Genomic DNA, 21,777 nt, shown 5'->3' with positions numbered 1-21,777 from the left:
GTTTTTGATTTTAAAGGAGTATCGCAGTTGAGCAAGAGGACAGTTGTTGATTTATTTGCTGGAGCAGGTGGCTTATCATGTGGTTTAAAAATGGCTGGTTTTCAACCCGTTCTTGCAAATGAATTAGAGGAAATCTATGCCCAAACCTATAGAGATAATCACCCAAATATTGATATTATTGTTGGTGATGTGCGCCAAGTATGCGCTTCAGGAATTCGTAAGAGATTAAAAGTGGAAAAAGGGGAAATTGACCTTTTAGCCGGAGGACCACCTTGCCAGGGATTTTCTATCAATGCCCCTATAAGATCCCTTGACGATGACCGAAACCATTTATTTAAAGAGTTTATAAGAGTCACACAAGAACTACTCCCCAAAGCTGTCCTCATAGAAAATGTTCCGGGAATTGTATCTCTTGGTAAAGGAACTGTCGTTGAACAAATCTATAGAGAATTAGAAGAATTAGGATACAAAGTCAATCATAAAATCTTATTTGCTGGACACTACGGCGTGCCGCAAATGAGATTTAGAACGATATTTATTGCTATTCAATCTTTCAATGAAAAAATTTTATTTCCGGAACCCAAATACAATTCAAAAGCGGTTGCCAATTTCACAGGAGCAAAAGAACTTTGTTTAGATATTACGCCACTTTTTGCCGCCAAATTAAAACCACAGACAACTGTATGGGATGCAATTTCTGATTTACCAGATATTAGATCGGGTGAAAGAAATGACAAGATAGAATATAAGTCACTACAACCGTTAAGCGAATATCAGAAAATACTTAGAAATGGGAGTGAATTTGTATTTAACCATAGCTGTAATAATCTCGGGAAGATTAACCTAGAAAGGCTAAAACATATTCCTCAAGGGGGTAGCTGGCGTGATATTCCTTTTGAGTTATTACCCGCGGGATTGAAACGTGCTAGAAGGAGTGACCATACAAAGAGGTATGGCAGATTAGACCCTAAAGGACTATGTTCAACTGTGCTCACCAAATGTGACCCTCATTGGGGGAGCTTTTTTCACCCTACACAAGATAGGGTTATATCTGTCAGAGAGGCAGCAAGAATCCAATCATTCCCCGACCGTTACCATTTTACAGGTTCTATCACTCAGCAATATGAACAAGTTGGCAATGCTGTTCCCCCTCTTATGGCATATGAAATAGGAAAGCAGATCAATATATTACTAGATCAGTATCATGGCGAACGAGAAGAGAACGCAAATCAACACATTATCAGAACATCAATGAGAAAGAAAAAAGATTTAGTTGAGATATTCGGATATGCACCTGATGATTTATCAAAAGAATCACGGTCATTGTGGAATATTGGAGCCTGTCCCTTTCTCAACAAGAGCTGTATTAAAATCAATCATGATCAAAGTATCATATACGGTACTTGCTCAGTAACCTCACCTTATGGACACATTATTATCTGCCCCAATCGTCTTTATGCCAATAATTATGAAACATTAAAAAGAGTGGCAAAGGATGCTTTTGGGGATGTTCAGTTTTATCTTTTTGACGAGTATGTAAAAAACAGGACAAAGATAGATGAATGCATAGTAGCTCTTGGAAAAAACTCAGGCAAAGAGGTACAAGTAGGACGTCACCTTTCAATGGATTGGGTATTGGCCAGAATAAAGAACACTAAACTGGTAGAATATGTAGGGATTGAGATTCAGAGTATTGACATTACAGGAAATTATAGGGATGCATGGCATGGCTATAAAAATCTTCCAATGACAAACACACCAATCGAAAATATACCATCCTCAAGCCACGGCTTAAATTGGGCCAATGTTCATAAAAGGTTGATCCCTCAACTAATAAGAAAAGGAGTTATTTACTCAAGGTCTTCTCTTGTCAAAAAGGGTCTATATTTTATTCTTCCAGAGATTGTGTATAAAAAATTTGAAGACGTTGTTGGCAATGATATTCAAACCGTTGAAAATGCCTCCCATGATACACTGACGGTATTTACATATGAACTTGGGAAAGAAGTACCATTAGGAAATCAAAGGGATTTACTTAAAGTTCGCAGCCTCCGATTTACATTAGAAGAATTTTCAAACCGTTTCATATCTGGACCTAATTTACCATCAGGTGACGACCTAGATAATGCAATTAGAAAAGTAATAGGTACACTATAATTTCATTCCTGAAATTTATTTTCTTCAGGAATAAATTTTGATTCAAGTTCTAAGATAGTTGAAACTTTATCAAATCTTTGTACTTAAGGGGCCTATTTACAGAAATGGCAAAATATTTTTTGTTCATTGAAATGTTTGGTTGTTTTTTTTGCTATCAACACGACACCCTGTCAGATAATTTTCAGCTCAAGTTCAATCAATTCCCTCTATAAATGGGGTAAAATATATAATACTGACTTTTCTCTCTCCACAAGGTGAAATCTTTTTTGATAATTTTCAAAAAAATGTTTCCAAGAAATTACGTTAATCAACAAATTGTATTCCTATTTTTAAAGCAATGAAATTGAGTGACTGATAATGTTCATGTGAATTAAGGGAAAAATTTTAGAATTCCTTTCTCATGGAACATCCTTTCTTTTCTATCTTTTCCTGCACTATTATCCATCATTTCAGTTCACACGATAGAAAAGAAATAACATATATTGATAGACATCTGGACAATACCTGCATGGCTAACAATTTCTTTATGCAAGCCGGTCGTAAAATAATACGTCAAACAATTCAAAAAAACGACCCTCTCAATACTCCCCTCCCCCTCATTTTTCAGAAAAGGGGTTAGAGTAATATATGCCGCTGATTATTTTGCCCTACAGCAACCGAGCTTTTGACGCTATTTCTTTAATCAGATGAGTGCACGATTGCATCGAAATCGCTCTATGCGAAAATGACAAGACTTTAACCTATCATAGAACCCACATAGAACCATAAATAGAACAGGGAACAGAGTTCGTTGACAGATAGGTTAACTATCTAAAAATACTGGAGCCGATAACCGGACTTGAACCGGTGACCTACTGATTACGAATCAGCCGCTCTACCAAACTGAGCTATATCGGCTCTGGAATATTGCATATCTGGACATGCATAATTTTGAGGTTTATTGATGTATCAATTTTATGGTATGGTGTCAAGGTTATGCAACGCTATTTTATCATTCTCTTCATATTTCTTGTCTCTTTGCCAGGTTGTCGCGAGGAAAAACGAATGCCCGAGCAGGAGAAAGCAAGTATTTCAGCCACAGTGTCAGAGGTTCAGCTGGCTCCCGGTTGTGCGGCCTGTCACAACCAGGTTACCCTGGCTCCTCCCCATGATCTGTCTTGTACCTCGTGTCATCAAGGGGACAACACAACTCATGATAAAACAATAGCTCACCAGGGGATAATTGCAAAGCCCACCCATCCGGACCATATGCAACAGAGCTGTGGTTCTTGCCACCAGAAGCAGGTTCAAAGGGCATTAAACGATCTGCATTTTACCCTGAGCAACAAAGTGAATATGGTCCGACGCCATTTTGGAGCTTCATCAGACCTGGCAGGGCTTCTGGATGTTCCTCAGCACGATGTAATTCAAAGCTCACTTGATTTGGCTGACGACCTGCTTCGCAAACGATGCTTGCGTTGCCATCCTTACAGTTCCGGTGACACCTATCCTCTTGTACAGCATGGTACAGGATGTGCCAGCTGCCACCTTAAATTTGAGCAGGGAAAACTAACGTCCCACACCTTCCGGCCTCCAACGATGGAAAACTGTAACAGCTGCCATTATGGAAACTACGTCGGCAGCGATTTTCAGGGGCGTTTCGAAAACGACTTCAACTGGGAATATCGTACGCCTTACATCACTCTCAACGCCTATGACAGGCCTTATGGGGTTGAATATCTTAACTTGAGTAGTGATATTCACCTCCAGCGAGGAATGGTGTGCCAGGATTGTCACAATCAGGTTGGACACGGTGAGCAAACATCTCCTCAATGCATCACCTGTCATGCATGGCAAACCAATGATCCGGTTCCGCCAGTAGATGGCTTGGTGCGTAGCGGTGATCACCTGGTTCTGAACACCTTAAGAGGTGATTCCCTGTCCATTCCGGCTATGAAAAATCCTGCCCACAGGCAATACAATAGTCAGGTTGACTGCCTTGTATGCCATGCTCAATGGGCTTTCAAAGATTCACCAACTCACCTGCTTCGCTCTGCTTCAGACGAAATGGAAATGTGGGAACGACTCACTGTACAGGGAAGTTCAGAGGTCGAAGCACTTCTTGAACACAACCTGTACACATACGACGAAGAACTTGAACCTACCATGCGAGATGGCATCACCGGAATGAGTTCTCCCGGAGTATGGTATAAAGGCTATGGTCAACGCCGTTGGGAAGATATGGTTATTGCACGGGACAGTGACGGTATAATAAAAGTGTTCCGCCCTATTCTGGACCTCAGACTTTCCATGGTGGACGAAGACGACGAAGTACTATTTGATAATATAAAAGGAGTAGATAACGGGTACCGAGCATACATTCCTCACACTACAGGGCCAGCCGGTTTGTTTTACGCCAACCGGTTCAGCCACCTGCTGAACACAGACAGCGCACCTTTCCCCCAGAACCACCAACAGCAGCACCCATGACACAAAAAATAGTCCCGTTTGTACTTGTTATTCTGCTGGGAAGCATATTCCCAGGTTGCAGCAGCAAAGCCCCGATCTCTCACAAGGCTCCTGCCAAAAAGCAGGAATCCCGCAAGTACAGCAGGGCAACGCAACGACCATATGTGATTAAAGGAGTAAAATATTATCCTATTCCTTCAGCAGAAGGGTTTCGTGAAAAAGGGTATGCTTCCTGGTACGGAGGTAAATTTCACGGACGGAAGACCGCTAACGGAGAAACCTACGACATGTATGGTGAAACCGCTGCCCACAAAACACTCCCCATGGGTACCATATTACTGGTGAAAAATCTGCGAACCAACAAAAGCTGTACTGTGCGTGTCAATGACCGGGGGCCGTTTGTCAACGACAGGATTATTGATTTGACCTATACCGCGGCTGATCAGATAGACATGATCGGTCCTGGAACAGATCCTGTAGAAATTATTGCCATGAGCACTAAAAAGTATGCTCCTTCAAAATCCAGGCAGGACGAGGATGCACCGCCTTCTCCAACCAACCGATTTGAACGGGGTAACTTCTATGTACAGACAGGTGCATTTGTTAAGCTAGAAAATGCCAGAAAACTTGCACACAACTTTGCAGATAAAGGGAGAGATGTGATTATCCAGCAATACCCTGCAGCAGGCATGAACCTCTACAGGGTTTTGGTGTATGCCGGTAACACACTGACCAAAGCCAAGGCGTTTGAACAGCACCTGGAGCAAAACGGTTTTCCCTATGCTTTGGTTCTTGCTCGTTAAGCTAGAGATAACCGATCACAGTTACTCAACGGAGTTTCCCACTGGCCGATAAACGCGTGGGAACATCGGCTCTACAGCACGGACCACTGTAACAATTGAATTTCAGGATTACTCGTGGCGTACTAACTGCTGATATTCAAAAGCCCTGACCTTCTGAATAAAGTCGACGATTAACGCATGATTCTTCCTTCCAGGTGCAGTCTCAAGTCCTGAATTGGCGTCAACACCAAACGGTTTGACCGATTTCAGAGCCTTACTGATATTCTCGACATCCAGACCGCCTGCTAACAGGTATGGTTTACGCAAGTTCAATTTCTTGATTACCGACCAGTCAAAGACCTCTCCTGTCCCTCCTTTTTCACCCTTTTTGTAGGTGTCAAAAAGAAAGCCTCTCACATAGGGAGAGTAATCGACAATGGTTTCCGGAGTGAGATGAGGCCCGACGCGGAACGCCTTCAACACTTCACAGGGCGATGCAAAGCGGGCCAGCCGCTCACAGTATTTTGGCGATTCTTCACCATGCAGCTGCACATAATCCAGCCTGCAGTAATCGATGATTTCTTCGACCTCTTTTCTTTTTTTATCAACAAAAACCCCGACGCTGTCTACAAAAGGAGGTAATTCATCAAGAATGATTTTAGCTTCTTCGGGATCAATATAGCGTGGACTTTGCTCGTAAAAAATAAAGCCAAGGGCATCAACTCCAGCCCTGACAGCAGTCACTGCATCGTCAAACCTGGTGATGCCGCATATCTTCACTCTTACCCTTTGATTCCCAATCATAGCAAAGTGAACTCCCGCAATAAATCACTTGTTGTACCGCCTCGCATGAGACTCTCTCCAATGAGAGCTGCTGTTATATTATGCTCCTTCAGACGGCGGATATCTTCCACTGTCGCAATTCCTGATTCGCTCACCACGGGTATATTCTCGGGGATGAGTTTCAAGAGACGAAAAGTGGTATCCAGGCTAACGGTAAAATCATTAAGATTTCTGTTATTGATACCGATCAATCTGCTACCAGCCTCCAACGCAGAGTCCAGCTCCTTTTCATCGTGAACCTCAACCAGAACATCCATACCAGATGCTTCAGCCTGCTGGCGATAATCTCGTAACTGGTTCACATCCAGGATAGCTGCTATCAATAAAATAGCATCTGCACCGACCATTCTCGCCTCTGCAATCTGCAAGGGGTCAATGATAAAATCTTTACGAAGAACAGGAAGGTCAACCACACTACGCACAAGCGGAATGTATGCCAGGGCACCCTGAAAGAAATCAATATCAGTGAGAACAGACATGGCATGGGCACCATTGGCCTGATAATGTCTGGCTATGGCCACAGGATCAAAATCCGGCTGAATCACGCCCTTGGAAGGAGAGGCCTTTTTGGCTTCCGCAATAATGGCAACCCCAGGTGCTTCGGTCAGACTGCGCATAAACCCACGGGGAGGATCTAACTCTTCGGGAGGATGAAGCACTCCGCGTACGCGAAGTTCCTGAACTTCTTCTTTTTTCCGTGCAACAATGGTATCTAAGATCATGTTCTGCTCACCTACCCTTCCACCGGCGTATATCCTGTCAATTGTTCCAGCTTCTGCATCGCGGCTCCGGAATCAACAAGCTCACGTGCCAATTCTACACCCGACCCTATATCACTGGCTTTACCTGCTGCATGTAAGGTAGCTCCTGCATTAAGGAGTACCATATCCAATTTAGCACCTCGTTCACCACTCAGTACCTTTCTCACCTGCTCTGCAGATTCCTCAGCAGTCTCACCACCTCGAATATCATCCATGCTGGCTGTTTGCAAACCAAACTGTTCCGGTGTAATAACCATTTCCTCGACTTTACCGTCGTAACCATCAGCAATATATGATTTACCTGTTACGGTCAGTTCGTCTAGATTACCTTCTCCCCATACAACCATGGCCCTTTTCATACCCAATCTCACAAGAACATCGGCAAGCTTGGTGGTCAATTCACGCGCAAAAACACCGGTCAACTGTACATTCGCACCGGCCGGGTTAGTCATTGGTCCAAGGATATTGAAAATAGTACGAACACCGATTTCCCTGCGTGGACCTATGGCATATTTCATTGCCCCGTGAAGCATAGGCGCAAAAAGAAAGCCAATGCCAATATCCCCAACGCAACGACCGACCTGCTCCGCACTCAGGGAAAGATCCACTCCAAGAGCTTCCAGCACATCGGCACTGCCGCAGTGCGAAGAAACCGCTCTGTTGCCATGTTTAGCCACAGGAATACCCGCTGAAGCGACTACAAAACTGGTGGTAGTGGAAACATTGAAACTGCCCGATCCATCTCCTCCTGTTCCCACAATATCGACGAGCACCTCACCTCCGGCTGTATCTATACCGGTGTCAACAAAGGTTGCCTTTTCACGCATCACCCGCACAGCACCTACAATCTCATCGATTGTCTCTCCTTTCATTCGCAAGGCTGTAATAAACGAACCTATCTGGGCGGGAGTGGCATCACCGCTCATTATTTCATGCATGACATCAATCATTTCAGCTTCTGTGAGATCGGTGCCTGTAATCACCTTACCAATTGCATCTTTTATCATTATTGCTCAACCTGTAAATATCTCAAATTAGCGTAGAAGTTGTTCATAGTCTGCACGCAGAAAATTATGCAACAGCTGCATGCCTTCCGGGGTCATGATAGATTCCGGGTGGAACTGCACACCTTCTATGGGAAGAGACACATGCCGGACTCCCATCAATTCTCCCTGATCAGTGTGTGCTGTGGCTATGAGACAATCGGGAAGACTTTTCTCTTCAACAACAAGGGAATGATAACGCATTCCGTCAAAAGGATTTTTCAGGCCAGTAAAGACCCCTTTACCATCATGGGTTACCGGGCTGGTTTTCCCGTGCATGAGGCGATCGGCGCGAATAACTTTCCCCCCAAAAGCTTCACCTATGGATTGGTGCCCAAGACAAACGCCAAGAATTGGAATTTTCCCACTGAAAGCACCAATGGCCTCAATGGATATGCCTGCTTCAGAAGGCGTACATGGCCCGGGAGAAATGATCAGCTTTTCAGGATTAAGAGATTCAATCTCTGTAACCGTAATCTTATCATTACGATACACCTGCAGTTCAGGCATACTCCAGGTTCCCATGTTATCCTCAGGGGCTGTGGAAAGCACCTGAACAATATTATACGTAAATGAATCGTAGTTATCTATCAGAACTATCACTGTTAAAACCCCTGTTCAGCCAACTCAACTGCTTTTCGCAGTGCCATGGATTTGTTAACGGTTTCTTCAAACTCCTTATTGGGATCTGAATCAGCTACAATCCCTGCGCCAGCTTGCACCCAAAGAGTGTTATCCTGAACCACAAAGGTTCGGATGGTTATACAGAAATCCATGTTACCGGAAAAGCCAAAATAACCGACAGCACCGGCATATGGCCCACGCCTCTCCACCTCAAGTTCGTCAATGATTTCCATAGCACGTATTTTGGGGGCACCGCTGACAGTTCCAGCAGGGAAGCAGGCCTCAAAGACATCGAATTGATCAAGATCGCTTTTGAGAGTCCCCCGTACACCGGAAACAATATGCATAACATGGCTGTACCGCTCTATGACCAACAGATCGTCCACTCTGACAGATCCTGCTTCAGCAACTCTGCCCACATCATTACGCCCAAGATCAACCAGCATCAAATGCTCGGCGCGTTCTTTAGGGTCTGCCAGCAATTCCTTTTCCAGGGCGAGATCGTCTTCCAGATCCTTACCACGCTTTCTGGTTCCCGCAATTGGCCGTAACTCAATTTCCCTACCTTCAAGGCGTACCAGGATCTCTGGAGAAGAACCTATTAACACCAGGTCGTCATGTCGAACATAAAACAGATATGGACTGGGGTTAATATGACGTAAGGCACGGTACAAAACAAAGGGATTAAGATTGGTCTTGGAATGAAACCTCTGGGAGAGCACGACCTGAATGACATCACCCGCCAGTATATACTCCTTTGCTTTATTGACCATATTGTGAAAGATTTCTGGTTCCATATTCGAATGGAAGTCATGAGCAGCCACAGGCTTCCCCTGCTCTACCACATTGTCAGGAACTGGTCCTTTTATGCATTGCTCAACCTCATCAATTAATCCACATCCGCGCTTATAGAGTTCTTGAGCAGAAAGAGAGTCCTGTTTGCGTACATTACAGACAATGGTTAAGGATTGCTCTACAGAATCATGAATAAGAACCATACCGGGAATCATAAAGGCACTGTCCGGTGTTGATCCTACAGGATGTTGATCAGGGATCTCTTCAATAAAACGGATCATGTCATACCCCATAAACCCGACAGCGCCGCCATAAAACCTGGGCAGTTCAGATGAATCGGGGACATTAAGAGACCCTAGTAGTTTCTGGAGTTCACGCAGTGGGTTAACACCACTGAGATGAACATCGGCATCAGGATTATCAGGATAGACAACGGAAAAACTATCTTTCAAGCTGGTGATAGTTGCCAAGGGATCCAAACCTATAAATGAGTACCTGCCCCATTTTTCACCTCCCTCCATGGACTCAAACAAAAACGCATGTTTTTTAGTACCCGCAACTTTTGCAAAAATGGTCAGGGGAGTGTCAAGATCAGCAATGATTGTACGATACAGCGGAACCAGGTCAGCTTCATCCAACATGGCAGAAAAATCACTTTCAGTCGGGAAATACATAATTCTTCTTTATCTTAAACATTAACAGCGAAGGCACCGTTGCCCTTTTCTACCGGGAGCTATGCATCATCCACATCTTCCCTGTAAACAGACGGTGCGGTTTCATTGTAGGGGAATAACGTTGAAAACGTCATCCAATGCAGGGGACTTGCTACTGTAAACCATCTATTTGTTATTCTGTTCAATATCCGAAAAACAGGAGGGGCGGATACAGAAGCATTGACCATCGAAACGATATGTCACCGGCTATATATACCAGAATAAAAAAAGCCATGAAAGCTTTTTGCTTTCATGGCTTTAATGTAATCCAAGGCTATGGAGCCGAATAAAGTGAATTTCACCTTACCCAAGGGGCTGCATCTTATTTACCCGTCTGGTCAGGCGAGAAATCTTACGGGATGCAGTATTTTGATGAATGGTTCCCTTTTTAGCCGTTTTCTGAATAACTGGTATTGCGAGCTGAAGCGCCTCACGTGCCTGTTCTTCAGATCCGGCAACAAGAGCTTCTTCGACTCTGCGAACAGCAGTTTTCATCGTTGACTTGATCATGCGATTGCGCAAGCGACGGACCTTGGACTGGCGGTCCCTTTTAAGGGCTGACTTGTGATTGGCCATGAAGTACTCCTAACTCCTTATAAGAATAAGAACATCAACGTAATTTTTTCCGATTCAAACCTTCTTTAATATCAGCTTAAATCGAACATGTCAAGTGAAATAATATTGACCAGCTGATTTTCAGTCATCTCCATTATTCTCTTCAGGTTTCAGGCCAGTTACATCTGAAAAAATCGCGCTATCTTTCAATGCTCCCTCGAGCCTGGCATCAGTAAGATCTGCGCCGCTGAAATCAGCCCGATACAGATCTGCTTTACGCAAATCAGCTTCCCGCATATCTGCGCCAGTGAAGTCAACACCTTTTAAATTCGCTTCCCTGAAATCAGTATCCACCAGCTTACTTCCTGAAAAATTTGCCCGTTCCAGGTCAAACCCCTTAAGTCGTTTGCCCGAGAGGTCCACCCCTGCAAAATCGCATGATACACACCCTTTCCGGTCAAGCATTTCTTCAATACGATCTACCTTCTCTGCAGAGGCCTCCGATGGAGTTTGAACAGAATACATCATCCCCTGATTTACATTGGCCGACGGCGTGTTATCCTCTGCTGCCTGGTCAAGGGGGAGAGGTTCTTTGGATTCCTTGCTTTGTTGTATTGGCGGACTTTCGATTTCGGTTGATGGCTGCACGGAAACATGTTGTGGTGAAGCTGTATCCCCCACTGGAGTTTCTGCTTCAGCCTGTACAGTCTCCGCCTCTTCCTGCTCATCAGTTCCTTCAGTTTCACGTGTAGAAACATCCTGCTCCCTGGTTGTTTCTGTAACGTTTCCAACCTCTGCCTGAATAGGCTCCTCTGTTACCACAGGCTCATCTGTTACTGCAGGCTCCGAGCCAGTTTTTTTGTGGAGAGGGGCAGCAGTAACCGAGGGAACTGGTTGACCAGGTTTTCGTTTTTTGTAATCCTCCAGCTCAGGCAAGCCATCTTCTATGGGAACACCAGTCGCAATTACTTCTTTGCGCTTACTGGCTTTGATATCTGTGCGAGAGGAGATTGGCGCACCTTTAACATCAACGGGCAGAACCTTTCCTTGCTGCTGATGTATTTGGAGCTTTTTCTGTTGTGAAGCAATAATTTCTTCACTGATTTCCAGATCAGCCATAGGGGTAATCTGTTTGGCACTATTCGCACTTCCGCCATCAATGGCGGCAACACTGCTTGGTTCACTAATGGCAGGAATTTTACCCTTTTGGGCAGCATTGCTTTCTGCCTCTGACCGGGTTGCATGTACAGAAACTGCCTGCTTCTGTTCAGCAGCTTTTACTTCTCGTTCAACCTGAACTTCAGGAGGCGGCGATGCCAGATCCATACGTTTTCCCACAACAACTTCTTCAGATGCAGCCAATTCTTTCTTTGCAGAATTCTCTTTTTCTGCAGCAATCTCTTCTGTATATGGGAGGGGTTTGGATGCTGATTCAGTTGGAACATATACCTTTTCACCCGAACCAGAGAACTCATCATCTTCGTCAGGTGACCTGGTGACAATATTTCCATCCATCAAAGCCGTTGCCAGAAAAGCTCCCTCAAGTACTGCACCGGTAAGATTTGCCCCCCTCAAGTCTGCCTCGGCAAAATCCGTTCCTCCAAGCCTGGCCCCCTGCAAGTTGGCATTCTTCAAGTTGGCCCGGCTCAAATCAGCCAACTGTACTCTGGCTCCGGCCAAGTTTGCCCCCTCGAGGTTGGCTCCCCGGAGGTCCAGTCGATTTAAAACAGCACCGGCCAGATCACATCCGGGACAGTTTTTAGATGCAACTAACTGGTCAAAATTTTTCTGCACTTCAGCTCGAGGCGATCCGGAATCTGCTGCAAACAAAACCACAGCCTGGCCGACTATCAACAGGACCAGATAGCCTGCGCAAAATATAATACCTTTCATATATACACCTATGGTCGGCACCAGCCTTTTATACGTCTCATCACCCTTTGCAAAGGTAGTACAACTGTACATGCTACGTTTTTTTACTTCTGCAATCTGGAAACGTTGTGTATTTTTTATGAAAAATCACAGACAGATTGCGTTGGACAGATATCGTTCCCCCGCCATATGTCACAAATAGCCACGTGCAGATCACGCAACACTGCGGCCAGATTCACATAAAAATATTCACTCAGGTAAAGGATGGTGTTTTAAAAACAAAAAAGATAACGATTGTTCTATACTCGACAAACGTATTTGCGGCAACAAAGCAATCCCTGTATACCCTGCTTTTATCTTTAGTCACATGATTTTACAGTTGGTTAACACGTTTCCATTGACGGGATAGCTCTTATCCGGGAATATGCTTATCACTACCAACCCAATAAAAGGGATGCAAGCAGAACAGGTATGTGCATAACCCTTTATTATTTCCATAAAATCTATAAGCAATCCATCTGAAAAATCTAGCATATTTTTATAACCATGACACTGAAACAACTTCTATTCCCCGAACAGTCTCGCCATTTTCCAGGAAAAAGATGGGGTAACGTAATGATACGCAGCCTACACTTGATAGGAGTCTCAATTTTCAGCGGGGGACTTTACTTTCAAATTCCACGACAGGACCTTATGCCATGGTATATCTTTACTGCTGTAACCGGTATGTTCTTAATGGCGCTGGATATTTTTGGCAATGGTAAATGGATATTTCAAAACAGGGGAGCTTCTGTTCTCTTCAAAGTCTTTGTTTTAGGCATTTTGACACATACTCAACTGCTTAATATATGGATTATTATCTTTATTATCTTCCTGTCAGGTATAACTTCCCACGCTCCTGCAAAATTCAGATATTACTCAATATTTCACGGCAAGGAAATATAAGGGTCACGGAAAAAATACAGTATCCAATCTTGCTTGTCTCTCAACTCGGTAACGTCGCCTCGTCAATGGCTCAATACTGCCAGTATGGAACCATTGAAGCGACGACGTTACCAAACCGATATCCTACGCATTTTTTGGATATGTAGTATATTCCGCGACCCTAAAGAGGTTTTATCCTGCTCAGTTTCCAATAGTGCATGTCCATAAATGGTCTTTTCACCCGTTTGTTGTCTTACGCTCAAAATTCAAAACCGAAAAAAAAATCCCGAACCACTGAAGGGTTCGGGACATGACGCTACACAATAAGCAAAAAGACAACTGAACAATCAGCCCACCTTATACTGTAAATTATGCTTTTTCTGTTTTTTCTGTTTATCAATTTTTTTCGGAACAAGCGCATTAGCCATAAAAGCCGTACATTCCTTCCGTTTATCATAAGGACAATCTGTAATATTCCAGCATGGCGTATACATCAGCAACTTTTTCACAGCGGCAATAGATACACCATGTTCATGGATCATCTCACGTAGACACTCTATCCATTTGATATCATTCATCGTATAATAGCGCCACTTCCCTTTGCGCATGGGGGCCACCAACCCTTCTTCTTCATAAATCCGCAGCGTCCTGGGATGGACATTCAGCATCTGAGCCGCAACACCTATGGTGAAGATCGCCTTTTTCTCATCTACCATGTTCTTCCTCATGTGGTGTTCACCCCCTGGCAGGCTTGGTAAATTCTACCGCCGGCCAGAGGGGAGAATCGAGTGATCCTCTTTTATGCTGCCTCCCGGAAATAGGGCCAAGAGACCTTCCGGATAAACATCATCAGATTAATCAATGCTCCTCGTTGTCGGCGAAACGTTTCCCGAAGAACCGTTCGCCCTGCAGGAAAAGAACTCCGGTCAACCCGATGCCGGCCATGGTGACAATCCATTCAGGCCCAGAGGGTACATAGTTGAGATATTCAGGCAGACTGGAATCCATCCCTGAAAAAACAGGAACTATCTGTCCAGCGGTAACCATATCGAGCCTGGAGATAAACATTCCTACCAGGGCCATCAGACCGGCAAGAGACATCACATACAGGCTTTTCATTCGTGTAATTACCAACAATACAATGGGGCCTACAAGACCAACACCCACCTCGATAACCCAGAAATTTGTCGACAGAGGACCTGTGTACAGGGCATCTGCTGCTGTCCGGCCGCCATCAGCACCACCGACATAAAAAGAAGCCATTTTCCAAAAAGTAGAAACACTTACCAGGATCAGCATGAGCAGCAGCACCTTACCTGCAGCCTGTACTCCTTCAAACATCTGTTTTTCCATTTTCTTACCACGGATTGCATACGCATAATGTGTAAAAATAATGGATGCCGCAGCCCCTGACAAAAATGCACAGGCGAGAAAATATACCGGCAACTGAGCCCCATACCAGAATGGACGTGCAGCCAGGGTGGCAAATACGCCTCCAAGGCAGGTGTTGGCAGCAACTTCAGCCAAAGCACCCAAGATTCCCAAGGCAAGGGCCAGCTTATAATGCTTGGTCAGAATCAACCAGAACTCAAGCAATATAAAACCAAGTGCCATACCGTACAAGGTACCCATCCACCAGATGTTTGAAGTAACATTGGGAGAAATGATATTGTAAATTGCCATTCTCCATGGGCTGGCTATCTCCATACCAATAACAGTAAAAGCACTGAGTATTGTAGCCAATGACATCCAGACCATTCGATTGGCCAATGGCGCGAGTTTATTACCTCCGAAAACATGACTGATAGCTGCTAGCAAGCAGAGCCCTGTGGACGTTATTGCAAAAAATGCATAGGTTGAAATCAATAATCCCCAAGGTACCTCTCTGGACACGTTATACACGTGTTCATGTCCAACGATGAACCCGTAAAGCCCTGTTACGATGCCTACGGCCAAAAGAATACCGAACGCCCCGGTGAGCACATTCACTGATGGACGCGCCACCAATGGCTCAGCAGTTGCTGCAAGGATAGAGTTATTTGCCATGATCTACCTCCTGAACTCCGTAATTATTAGTTGTGGTTCCCCTAAACTTTGGCTGGCTCCGTCATGTGCTGCCTGTTCTCCTCAGAGGCAATTGACTTCAAGCCGAAAAGCACGGCGATAGAAGAAAACGGACCTAAAATGAGGAATAAAAGAAAACACAGACAGAACCAGAAAAATTCGCTGATCTTTGCTGAATGGGATCTGTACCATGCAATCGGACCAGAGCCGCCACTCTGAATCCCAATTATCGCTGAATGAGCATGTTTACTGTTCATACTGAACCTCTTTCCCGTTGTGGTCGCTGGTGTTCGCGTCCTTTACCCCTTAAATGGCAAAGGGCGTGCCATAGCAGGAAAAAGCTTTCTCAAAATCAGTCAAAAATCCTAACACGCTAATAATTCATATTTATTTAAACATGCCAGTGAGGATTGGCAGCTTTTTCAGGAAGCAGTCAGTTACAACTAATTTAAATTAATGGCGCAAAACTAGCCCTCGTATAAAGACACATGGCATCATTATACTCCAGGTCACCTCAAGTGCAGATCAAAGCTCGCGTTTTCACGCAACATACCGTTTCTTCTACAGAAGAGCGAAAAGATGCGGGAAAACAACTTCACAGACACTACTTTTCAACGATCCAAACGCATCACCATTCACAATCTAACAACAGCAAAAAAACCGATACTTTTCAGCAACTTAACAAACAAAAGCAAAAAACCAGGAAGCAATACACGTCCAACAAAGGTTTCTCTCTCGCGAATGCAACCGTGAAACCTGACGAACAATGAGATATTTGCAGAGGCACCCTGGTGCATATAAGACACAAACAATGGGCCAACACAAAAGATCACAAGACTTCAAACAGAACAATAACAGCTTGATTTAAAAAGAAATGTATGAGAAAAGCCGATAACATTAAAAAGCTCATCAACCTACGGCAGGAGACATCATCGAATATTGGCTGGCCACAGGGCCATATTGCCAACGATGCCTTATAAGTGTTTTACCAAAGAATTATGGTAAAAAAGGTGTACATGCTACTCAAGGGAGAAAGGAATGCTTCAAAGAACTCGCAATTCCTTTCTCCTTTCAAAAAATCTACGAATCAGGGCTTAATGTGCTTCTTTTGTTTTTTCGCCTTCACCATGGAGTCGTTCATATCCTTTCACCCCTATGTGGCAACTGTTGCACATTGTATCTGAAGCAAAAGCATCATCTCCGTTGTGGCAGCTTCCACAATATTTGCCATCATACAGAGCTTGCATCGTAAACTCTTCAGGCTTCTCTTCTGCGGCACCTACCCGCATTTCAAACACCTCACTATGGCAACTGGAGCACTCCAGTCCCATTTCGACATGCTCCTTATGTTCAAAAATCACAGCTTTAACAGGTTTGGTGAAAACAACTGTTTCAGGTGCTACCATATCATTATTGTGACATGTCACGCAGGAGTCGGGCTCGGTGGTACTGAAGGCGGTAGATCCATCATGACACGCACCACAGTACATTCCCTCTTCAAATGAGGCCATGGTGTAATCGCCCTTTGCTTCAGCTGCACCACGCTTTTTTTCAAATATATCCGGATGACAGGTATCGCAGGAAAATTCATAATTTATAACATGCGACTTATGACTGAACATCTCTTCAACAGGTTCCTGCGCAACAACAAGTGAATCACCATAAGCATGAAGCACCTGCTGCTCCTGCTCAACAGCTTTTTGTTCTGTCTTTTCGCCTTCTTCTGTTGCCTGCACTGATGCAAGCGTAAAAAAACCGCAGGCAGCTATAGCTACAGTAAGGGCGGCATATAGTTTCGTTCTTGATCTCATTATTTGCTTCCTCCAGGAATTAGGCGTTCATGTAATAGACATTGGGCAGTGCTCCTGTTTCGGGGCGTAATACCCAAACAACCTTTCCAGGTTCATGAATCAGCTTGTACACTTCACTGGAAGGATCACTGAGATCGCCAAATACCCGGACTTTAGCTGGACAGGCTTCAACACAGGCAGTGTCTTTTTTCCCTTGAGACAACCTGGTGTCAAAGCAAAAATTACATTTATCGACCGCACGATTTTCTTCGTTGAAATAGCGAGCATTATACGGGCAAGCAGCCATACAGGTTTTACAGCCAATACATTTTTTATACTCCATCATGACAATGCCTGTGGTCTCGTCCTTATAGGTTGCCCTGGTAGGACACACCCGAACACAGGGAGGCCTGTTGCACTGATTACACAGCACAGGCATGAAAATACGTTCTTTGGAAGATGGTGATACCTCCCGGTACCGCTCAAGAATAATGGTCCTGTATCCATAAGATGGTACATGATTGGTTTCAACACAGGCTTCCATACACCGTTCACAGTCAACGCAGAGATTCTGTCTCATGACCATGCTGTAATGCGGCTTGTAAGGATATTTGCCAACAGATGCCTGCTTCTGCTCACTGATTTCCGCAAAGGCCTCTCCGGCTGAAGTAAGCGACAGGACAGAGCCCCCCATGAACAGACCTGTGATCGTCAACCCTGCACGCAGAAAGGTGCGACGCTCCAAGGAAGGCAGATTGTCAACTCCTTCATTCTCTAATTTTTCCAGTTCACTAATGTTCATTACATACCCTCAAGACTCAATTTGAATATAGGCACAAAAGGATTTTGACACGCTACAGGGCATCAAGAAAATCCCCTTCAAGCTCATAAGGTTCAAGTATATCGCTTCACACCGAAAAAATAAATTTTAAACATAACCCAATTATTTAAGAAGGGCAAGCCAACATCGGACAGCTGAATGGCGATTCATCAGGAGACCACCTTGTGCCTCCTGCAGGCAGGGAAAGCAAGCCATCCTGCGCAGAAGATACAACAACGGAAACATCATACCTGAACGAAGGTTTTACATGGCAAAAAAGACGAATGATTATTACGGTATGACACGATGGAAAAATCTTTAAAAAATAGGATCATAAACATCAGGCCCCTGATACTATGGTGTTTACAGGGAGCCTCAACTTCCACACGACGGCGCATAATGATCACCTGCCTGCAGACACTACGTCTTTTATGCCAACCCGTTGCACTCTGTATTTTTATTTTCAGCCCGACATTATGACCCAGCAAAAAACACATGCACTTAGCAATATCTCTGTTTTACTCGTAGATCCCGATCAAATTATCACAGGAGCAAATGCCTGCGCAGAAAATCTTTCAGGCAAATCAGCCGACGAACTCATCGGCAAATCCATTGGAGAGGTCTTCCCGCCGGATCCAAACAGCACATCCCTCGTAGAACTCCTGACAAAGACCACAAAAGGGCAAGCTTTTACCAAGCAGGCTGTACACCTCTATTCCATTACACGCAAGCAGCATATATCAGCATTATTGTCCATTGTCCCCCTGCCCGGTATAGCTAGCCATTCAGGACTGACAGCCATCACCATTGACCCCTCCTTTCAGGCATCAACGGATCAGACCATTTTCGACTCGGTTGCAGAGGGAGTGCTCACGGTAAACCGTAACCTGGAAATCACCTCCTTCAACCGTGCGGCAGAAAAACTGACCGGCTGGGAAAAAAACGATGTTCTGGGTAAAAAATGCAATGTTATTTTTCCCCGTGAGATATGCGGAGAACAGTGCCTGATAGAGGAATCCATAGCCAAAGAATGCCCCATAAGTGTTCAAACCGTTTTCATGACCAATAAAAACGGGCACACTTTTCCTCTATCCCTGACATCCTCGCCTCTCCATGATCCGAACGGACTGATTATCGGCGGCGTCCAAACCTTTCATGACTGCACAGACGCCCTGCACCATGACCTGCTGCTCTCTTCCCTGGCAGACGGGGTATTCACCATTGACCGTGAACACCACATCACATCCTTCAATAAAGCAGCAGAGCGTATCACAGGCTGGACAAAGGACGAGGTTTTAGGGCAACCTTGCCACACCATTTTCCACTCCAGCGTTTGCGAAGGTGGCTGTCTCCTACAAAAAGCCATTGAGCACAACAACATGTACATCGACAGAGCCATTTTCATTAAAGGCAAAGCTGGCAATGTTATTCCAGTGACCATAAGTTCGGCTCCTCTGCTTGATGATTTTGGCAACATTACCGGCGGCATAGAAACTTTCCGCGACAACACCACGTCCATCAGGGAGAGCCTGATACTTGATTCAGTTGCAGATGGCGTATTTACAGTTGATAGAAACTGGAAAATCACCTCCTTCAATCGCGCTGCTGAAGAGATAACCGGATGGGACAGAGAAGAGGCCATGGGGAAATCATGCTCGGAAATCTTCCAGTCATCCATCTGCGGGAAAAACTGCGCCATCGCAGAATGTCTCTATACCGGCGATATTGCTGGAAACAGATCCATCACCATTGTCAACAAGGGCTGCGAGAAAGTTCCCATAAGTATCAGTGCAGCACCCCTGACAGATCATGAAGGCAACATTATTGGAGGAGTTGAGACATTCCGGGATCTGTCCACAATTACCAGCCTGCGCAAACAGCTGAATCAAAAGTATACTTTTGATGAAATTATTTCCAAAGCGACAATCATGCAACGTTTGTTCAGCATTCTGCCCGATATTGCCAGGAGCCCGAGCACGGTACTGATTCTTGGAGAAAGCGGCACAGGAAAGGAACTCATCGCACGCGCACTCTACAATGCAAGTGAACGCCGAGATAAACCATTTGTCGTTGTAAACTGCGGAGCTCTGCCCGAAACCTTACTCGAATCCGAGCTTTTCGGGTATAAAGCCGGCGCGTTTACCGATGCCAGGCGCGACAAGCTGGGACGATTTGCTGCAGCAGAGGGCGGCACACTTTTTCTTGATGAAATCGGAGATATCCCCCCCAGCGTACAGGTCAAACTCCTTCGAGTTCTCCAGGAAAAAATATACGAGCCTCTGGGATCCAACGCACCGCTGAAAGCCGATGTGCGAATCATAACTGCAACCAACCGCAACCTGGAAAATCTGGTGCAGGAAGGCACTTTTCGCGAAGATCTGTTTTACAGGCTCAATGTGGTAAAAATAAACCTCCCCCCCTTGCGGGAAAGAAAGGAAGACATCCCTCTGCTGGTTGATCATTTTATAAAAAAATACAGCGCACAGCAGGGCAAAGATATTGTAGGCATAGTCAATTCTGCTCTCGGGCAGTTAATGCAATATGATTATCCAGGGAACATCAGGGAATTGGAAAACATAGTCGAGTATGCATTTATTCTCTGCGAAGGCGGCTATATTCAACCGGAACATCTGCCCGAACCATTCTCCACCGGTTTGACCCAGCAGCCGAAAGGACGATCAACAGCCAGTAGCGACGGAGGCCAAACGCTAGAAGAAGTGGAAAAACAGGCAATCATGATTGCCCTGGAACGCAACAAGTGGCGCAAGATGCGCACTTGCGAAGAGCTGAACATCTCCAAGGACACCCTGCGCAGAAAAATCAAAAAATACAGGCTTACCAATCCTCTAAGCGAGTGATTATTGCGTGAGGGCGACCTGCAACATCCACAAACAAAAAAGCCGGGCACGGGGCCCGGCTTTTGCGATCTGACAAACGTTTCATTCCGCCATGACGGCATGCTTTTTGTACTATCTCTGCATGCCCGAACTGTTCCGCTATAGCAAAACACGGCGAAACAATACACAAGTCATCCGACTCACCTGCAGGGCAGAGCAATTCACCCCCCACCCCCTTGCTGCAGCCTCACAATGGGACCGCGAGCTATTCGGGCTAGCCGGATGATTGGTGCTTTTTTGCAGAAGCTGCACTCTTCCTTTTCTGCACATCCTGCTCTTTGGCTTCTGCTCGAGCCTGTGCGTTGCCTACCCTGTGCAGAGTTTTCGGGACGGCTTTATCCACCTTGGCTCCACAGCATTGATGAACATCCTCGGGACAATCAGAAATTTCCCAACAGGGTACAAATTCCAGAAGTTTCTTCAGCCCGGGGATACTGATACCATCTTCGTGGATGAAACGCCTGATACAGCTGATCCATTGAATGTCATCGGCTGAGAACATTCGGCGATTCCCCTGTTGCGCTGGCTCAATCAGTCCTTCTTTCTCATAGATGCGCAATGTTCTAGGATGAACATTGAGCAATTTTGCGGCCACCCCAATAGGATAAATAGGAACATCTGACCGTACAGGAACTATCTCTGTCTTCTTTCTAGCCATCCACTCGACCTCCGGGTTAACTGCCATGTCG

16 protein-coding genes and 1 tRNA gene are annotated in these 21,777 nt (G+C 45.0%); 4 read left to right on the top strand and 13 right to left on the bottom strand.

The features are described from left to right. Positions 1-27 precede the first annotated feature (27 nt). A complete protein-coding gene (dcm, locus tag G493_RS33935) occupies positions 28-2,157 on the top strand; it encodes a DNA (cytosine-5-)-methyltransferase (protein WP_205623631.1) in 2,130 nt (709 codons plus the stop codon). A gap of 820 nt (positions 2,158-2,977) precedes the next feature. Here the strand turns inward: dcm and G493_RS0104355 are convergent. Beyond that, positions 2,978-3,054 (bottom strand) — tRNA-Thr (locus tag G493_RS0104355). A 78-nt stretch (positions 3,055-3,132) separates the two neighbouring features. Between G493_RS0104355 and G493_RS32905 the strand changes: the two genes are divergently transcribed. Then, positions 3,133-4,626 carry a hypothetical protein gene (locus tag G493_RS32905; RefSeq protein ID WP_153306425.1) on the top strand — a complete coding sequence of 498 codons (1,494 nt, stop codon included), beginning with the start codon at positions 3,133-3,135 and terminating at the stop codon, positions 4,624-4,626. Further along, positions 4,623-5,408 (top strand): septal ring lytic transglycosylase RlpA family protein, encoded by a 786-nt coding sequence (locus tag G493_RS27745; RefSeq protein ID WP_051309004.1) that lies wholly within the window; start codon positions 4,623-4,625, stop codon positions 5,406-5,408. The genes G493_RS32905 and G493_RS27745 overlap by 4 nt, the downstream gene beginning before the upstream one ends. Positions 5,409-5,516: 108 nt before the next feature. Here G493_RS27745 and G493_RS0104340 read toward each other — a convergent pair whose 3' ends face one another. The 11 genes from G493_RS0104340 to G493_RS0104270 form a co-directional block, all read right to left on the bottom strand. Beyond that, complete coding sequence (locus G493_RS0104340) at positions 5,517-6,191, bottom strand: phosphoribosylanthranilate isomerase (RefSeq protein WP_028579396.1); 675 nt, start codon at positions 6,189-6,191, stop codon at positions 5,517-5,519. Then, complete coding sequence (gene trpC, locus G493_RS0104335) at positions 6,188-6,952, bottom strand: indole-3-glycerol phosphate synthase TrpC (protein WP_028579395.1); 765 nt, start codon at positions 6,950-6,952, stop codon at positions 6,188-6,190. The genes G493_RS0104340 and trpC overlap by 4 nt, the downstream gene beginning before the upstream one ends. An 11-nt stretch (positions 6,953-6,963) precedes the next feature. Continuing rightward, positions 6,964-7,998 (bottom strand): anthranilate phosphoribosyltransferase, encoded by a 1,035-nt coding sequence (gene trpD, locus G493_RS0104330; protein WP_028579394.1) that lies wholly within the window; start codon positions 7,996-7,998, stop codon positions 6,964-6,966. A gap of 27 nt (positions 7,999-8,025) precedes the next feature. Then, the gene (locus tag G493_RS0104325; protein ID WP_028579393.1) at positions 8,026-8,637 is read right to left on the bottom strand and encodes an anthranilate synthase component II; all 612 of its coding nucleotides are present in this window, start codon (positions 8,635-8,637) and stop codon (positions 8,026-8,028) included. 2 nt (positions 8,638-8,639) lie between these two features. Further along, on the bottom strand, positions 8,640-10,127 hold the full coding sequence (trpE, locus tag G493_RS0104320; protein ID WP_028579392.1) for an anthranilate synthase component I: 1,488 nt from the start codon (positions 10,125-10,127) through the stop codon (positions 8,640-8,642). A 342-nt stretch (positions 10,128-10,469) separates the two neighbouring features. Next, entirely contained in the window at positions 10,470-10,742 is a 273-nt protein-coding gene (rpsT, locus tag G493_RS0104310; protein ID WP_028579391.1) for a 30S ribosomal protein S20, read from the bottom strand. 120 nt (positions 10,743-10,862) lie between these two features. Next, the gene (locus G493_RS31775; protein ID WP_161629790.1) at positions 10,863-12,614 is read right to left on the bottom strand and encodes a pentapeptide repeat-containing protein; all 1,752 of its coding nucleotides are present in this window, start codon (positions 12,612-12,614) and stop codon (positions 10,863-10,865) included. 1,250 nt (positions 12,615-13,864) lie between these two features. After that, complete coding sequence (locus G493_RS27730; protein WP_035273529.1) at positions 13,865-14,233, bottom strand: MerR family transcriptional regulator; 369 nt, start codon at positions 14,231-14,233, stop codon at positions 13,865-13,867. Between the two features lie 142 nt (positions 14,234-14,375). Further along, positions 14,376-15,563, bottom strand: coding sequence for an NrfD/PsrC family molybdoenzyme membrane anchor subunit (nrfD, locus tag G493_RS0104290; protein WP_028579390.1), 1,188 nt, complete (start codon positions 15,561-15,563; stop codon positions 14,376-14,378). 1,112 nt (positions 15,564-16,675) lie between these two features. After that, complete coding sequence (locus tag G493_RS31770) at positions 16,676-17,392, bottom strand: c(7)-type cytochrome triheme domain-containing protein (RefSeq protein ID WP_051309001.1); 717 nt, start codon at positions 17,390-17,392, stop codon at positions 16,676-16,678. A 19-nt stretch (positions 17,393-17,411) separates the two neighbouring features. After that, positions 17,412-18,173, bottom strand: coding sequence for a 4Fe-4S dicluster domain-containing protein (locus G493_RS0104270; RefSeq protein WP_028579388.1), 762 nt, complete (start codon positions 18,171-18,173; stop codon positions 17,412-17,414). 494 nt (positions 18,174-18,667) lie between these two features. Here G493_RS0104270 and G493_RS34725 point away from each other — a divergent pair, with 494 nt between their 5' ends. Beyond that, positions 18,668-21,049, top strand: a complete 2,382-nt coding sequence (locus G493_RS34725; RefSeq protein WP_161629789.1) for a sigma 54-interacting transcriptional regulator — start codon at positions 18,668-18,670, stop codon at positions 21,047-21,049. Positions 21,050-21,302: 253 nt separating this feature from the next. Here G493_RS34725 and G493_RS27720 read toward each other — a convergent pair whose 3' ends face one another. Next, a complete protein-coding gene (locus G493_RS27720) occupies positions 21,303-21,773 on the bottom strand; it encodes a MerR family transcriptional regulator (RefSeq protein WP_205623630.1) in 471 nt (156 codons plus the stop codon). Between the last annotated feature and the right edge of the window lie 4 nt (positions 21,774-21,777).

The sequence above is a fragment of the Desulfogranum japonicum DSM 18378 genome (genome assembly GCF_000429945.1).
Taxonomy (GTDB): domain Bacteria; phylum Desulfobacterota; class Desulfobulbia; order Desulfobulbales; family Desulfobulbaceae; genus Desulfogranum; species Desulfogranum japonicum.
This window is presented reverse-complemented; position numbering and strand designations above follow the sequence as displayed.

Excerpts from the sequence above, each read along its gene's own strand:
- G493_RS0104340 (WP_028579396.1), bottom strand. The coding sequence starts at position 6,191 with ATGATTGGGAATCAAAGGGTAAGAGTGAAGATATGCGGCATCACCAGG.
- trpC (WP_028579395.1), bottom strand. The coding sequence starts at position 6,952 with ATGATCTTAGATACCATTGTTGCACGGAAAAAAGAAGAAGTTCAGGAA.
- G493_RS27730 (WP_035273529.1), bottom strand. The coding sequence starts at position 14,233 with ATGGTAGATGAGAAAAAGGCGATCTTCACCATAGGTGTTGCGGCTCAG.
- G493_RS31775 (WP_161629790.1), bottom strand. The coding sequence starts at position 12,614 with ATGAAAGGTATTATATTTTGCGCAGGCTATCTGGTCCTGTTGATAGTC.
- G493_RS31770 (WP_051309001.1), bottom strand. The coding sequence starts at position 17,392 with ATGAGATCAAGAACGAAACTATATGCCGCCCTTACTGTAGCTATAGCT.
- trpD (WP_028579394.1), bottom strand. The coding sequence starts at position 7,998 with ATGATAAAAGATGCAATTGGTAAGGTGATTACAGGCACCGATCTCACA.
- G493_RS27745 (WP_051309004.1), top strand. The coding sequence starts at position 4,623 with ATGACACAAAAAATAGTCCCGTTTGTACTTGTTATTCTGCTGGGAAGC.
- G493_RS34725 (WP_161629789.1), top strand. The coding sequence starts at position 18,668 with ATGACCCAGCAAAAAACACATGCACTTAGCAATATCTCTGTTTTACTC.
- trpE (WP_028579392.1), bottom strand. The coding sequence starts at position 10,127 with ATGTATTTCCCGACTGAAAGTGATTTTTCTGCCATGTTGGATGAAGCT.
- rpsT (WP_028579391.1), bottom strand. The coding sequence starts at position 10,742 with ATGGCCAATCACAAGTCAGCCCTTAAAAGGGACCGCCAGTCCAAGGTC.
- nrfD (WP_028579390.1), bottom strand. The coding sequence starts at position 15,563 with ATGGCAAATAACTCTATCCTTGCAGCAACTGCTGAGCCATTGGTGGCG.
- G493_RS27720 (WP_205623630.1), bottom strand. The coding sequence starts at position 21,773 with ATGGCAGTTAACCCGGAGGTCGAGTGGATGGCTAGAAAGAAGACAGAG.
- G493_RS32905 (WP_153306425.1), top strand. The coding sequence starts at position 3,133 with ATGCAACGCTATTTTATCATTCTCTTCATATTTCTTGTCTCTTTGCCA.
- G493_RS0104270 (WP_028579388.1), bottom strand. The coding sequence starts at position 18,173 with ATGAACATTAGTGAACTGGAAAAATTAGAGAATGAAGGAGTTGACAAT.